This is a genomic window from Pseudoalteromonas sp. HM-SA03 (assembly GCF_002289345.1).
GTDB lineage: Bacteria > Pseudomonadota > Gammaproteobacteria > Enterobacterales > Alteromonadaceae > Pseudoalteromonas.
Genome location: NZ_NSDG01000171.1, coordinates 1 through 342 on the forward strand (window position 1 = coordinate 1; position 342 = coordinate 342).

Consider the following 342-nt stretch of genomic DNA (forward strand, 5'->3'; position numbering starts at 1 on the left):
AACTCATCCAGCTCGTCTGAGCCAACATCAAAACTAAAACTAACGGTTTGTTTAACTCTATCGAAGTAGGCATATTTATGCCCCAACATTCTTAAAAAGTATGGATAAATATTCAGTAAAAAAAGCGAAATAACTAAGTTAAATAAAAATCGCCCAGAAAAAAGTTCAATTAACCCTTCATTAGTGATATCTTCCGAAAAAAAATACAACACAATATTAAATAACAAGAGAAACCATAGTCCACCGCATAAACCTAGAGGTAAAAACATCAAAAACCGTTTAAACCCCCCTTCATCTAACACTAAGTGAAATCGCCACATTTCCCGCTGGATCGTTTGAAAA

Annotated in this window: 1 pseudogene; it reads right to left on the minus strand. The window is 33.9% G+C overall.

The features are described 5' to 3' along the window. Positions 1-302, minus strand: a pseudogene (locus tag CKO50_RS24305) (hypothetical protein); the annotation flags it as partial. Between the last annotated feature and the right edge of the window lie 40 nt (positions 303-342).